The organism is Bradyrhizobium sp. th-b2, assembly GCF_000426785.1.
Classification (GTDB): domain Bacteria; phylum Pseudomonadota; class Alphaproteobacteria; order Rhizobiales; family Xanthobacteraceae; genus Bradyrhizobium; species Bradyrhizobium septentrionale.
Genome location: NZ_AUGA01000203.1, coordinates 1 through 2,643 on the forward strand (window position 1 = coordinate 1; position 2,643 = coordinate 2,643).

Annotated in this window: 1 protein-coding gene; it reads left to right on the forward strand. The window is 62.1% G+C overall.

From position 1 onward, the window contains the following. Positions 1-519 precede the first annotated feature (519 nt). Positions 520-2,622 carry a recombinase family protein gene (locus tag K359_RS0147615; protein WP_029085216.1) on the forward strand — a complete coding sequence of 701 codons (2,103 nt, stop codon included), beginning with the start codon at positions 520-522 and terminating at the stop codon, positions 2,620-2,622. Positions 2,623-2,643 lie beyond the last annotated feature (21 nt).

Genomic DNA, 2,643 nt, shown 5'->3' on the forward strand with positions numbered 1-2,643 from the left:
TCACCGAACACGTCGAAGTACCCCTATTCTCGAGCGGGTCGTGTCTCACGTTACGATCACTGACCCGCATCATTTTCTTTTTGGGCACCGGGTTGAGGTGCTGAAGGAGCGGTCGGGGCGCGGTCCCGCCTATGTCGTTGTCGCGCTGCCGGACGGCCGGCCGCGGGCGGTTCGCATCGCGTCGACCGATCTTGCCGAGACAATAACTTCTGGTCCGAACGCCGCCGATCTGCCGCGCATCAGCGCACGTACGCTGATCCCATTGATGCAACATTTGAGCGCGAGTCTGAGCCTTCTTGACGAGAAGGTGATTCGCGATGACCCACCGACCGCTTCCAGGTCGCGTTGCGTATCGACCCATGCCGACGTTGGCAAATCCACCCGGCCGTCCGACGGACGACATTCCGCGCCTGTGGCCGAATCTGTCGACCGCGACGCAAACCCAGATCGCTCAAATCCTCGCCACGCTGCTCCGGCGGATGCAAGCGGTTCCCGGCACGCCCGGAAGGGGACTGGGTCGTGCTGATCAGCTTGAACGTCGCTGACGAGCGGCTCACGACTGCGCACCGAGCCAAGTTGGCCTATGTCTACGTACGGCAGTCATCCGTGAACCAGGTGCGCCAGCATCAGGAGAGCACGGAGCTGCAGTACCGCCTCGTCGATCGCGCCATCGGTCTGGGCTGGCCGCCGGAGCGCGTCCAGGTCATTGACGAGGATCTGGGCAAATCCGGTGCTGGCGGTGTGGATCGTCATGGCTTCCAGAAGCTCATTGCCGAGATCGGCCTTGGCAACGCCGGTCTTGTGGTGAGCCTCGACGCTTCGCGCTTGGCCCGCAACAACCGGGACTGGCATCAGTTGCTCGAACTGTGCTCGGTGTTCGGTGTGCTCATTGCGGATGGCGAGCGGCTTTACGATCCGCGCGCCTACCACGACCGCCTGCTGTTGGGCTTGTCCGGCATCATGAGCGAGGCGGAGTTGCATCAGCTTCGGATGCGCCTTCACCAAGGGGAACGCCAGAAGGCGGCGCGGGGCGAACTGCGGCTGCCCCTGCCAGCCGGGCTCGCCTATGATCGCGCCGGCACAATTATTCTCAATCCTGATGAGGAGGTGCAGGCCCGTCTTCATCTCGTTTTTGCCAAATTCCAGGAATTGCAAAGCGCCCGCCGTGTGATGCGTTACTTGGACAGGAACGGACTGTCCTTGCCGGTTCGACCGCTGCTTGGACCATCTCCACATGAGATCGTCTGGCGGGCGCCAGATAGTGCACGCGTCCTTAGCGTCCTTCAAAATCCGGCCTATGCTGGGGCGTACGTTTATGGCCGACGGCAAAAGGATCCGAGCCGATGCCGGCCGGGATCGCTGACGGGAACGGTCAAGGTGGCGATCGCCGACTGGGCGGTTTGCCTCCGCTCTGCTCACCCGGGTTATATCAGCTGGGAGGAGTTCATGGCCAACCAGCGGCGACTGGCAGATAACGTCGCCCACTTTGAGGCAGGACACGCTGGCGTGCCACGCAAGGGGGCAGCCCTGTTACAAGGAATTGCGGTCTGCGGTCGTTGTGGACGGCGCATGAGCATGCGCTACACGGGCCCGAATGCCGACTATCCGGTCTATTGCTGCCGGTCGGATCGGGATCAGGAAGGCAGTGCACTGTGCCAGGAAGTCCGGGCCTTAGCGGTTGATGCCTTGGTCCAACGGGTAGTCCTCGACGCCCTGGTGCTGGATCAGATTGAGATCGCACTCGCAGCCGCGGGCCAACTGGAGCAGGAGAGCCGTCAGCTCGAGCGCCAGTGGGCGCTTCGCGTGGAGCGCGCCCGCTACGAGGCCGAGCGCGCTCGGCGCCAGTATGACGCCGTAGAGCCCGAGAACCGTCTTGTGGCGCGCTCACTTGAGCGGGCTTGGGAAGAGAGGCTGCGTGTCGCAGAGGCGGTCGAGCAGGAGCATGCGCGTTGGCGCGGGCAAGAGCCGCTTCTGATTGGCCCGGCGGAATGCGCAGGGCTACAAGCGCTCGGCGAGAACCTGCCGCGGATTTGGAACGCGGCCACCACGTCGGCAGCCGATCGCAAGCGCATTCTGCGATTTGTGATCCGCGAAGTCGTTCTTGATCAGAAGCGGACCCGAGGTCAGGTGTGGCTCAAGATCGTCTGGCAGACCGGTGCAACCAGCGAGCATCACGTGCAACGGCGCGTTCACACCTACCGCAATTACATCGACATTGATCGGTTGCGGCAACGGATCGTCGAGCTGAATGCTGAACAAAAAATGGATGCCGAGATCGCGGCAATACTCAATCAAGAAGGCTTCGTCGCGGCCCGAGGCTGCGCCTTCAAAGGCGAGAATGTCTGGCTGTTGCGCACCCGCTGGGGCATTCCCACCGTCAAGATCAACGGCGTGGACAAGAATCCCAGGCGCTGGCCCGACGGCAGCTTCTCGATTCAGGGGGCAGCGGCTGAGCTTGGATTAACCCCGCAAACAGTTTTCGATTATCTTGCGCGCGGATTGCTGGCAGGTCGTCAGTTAGCCAAAGGTCAGCCATGGCAGATCGAGCTCTCAGACGAACAAATCAGTCAGCTGCGCAATCGGGTACGACGCACCAAGCATTCGAAGAAGGAGGCATCATGAAGTCATCGGCTCGCCGAACAC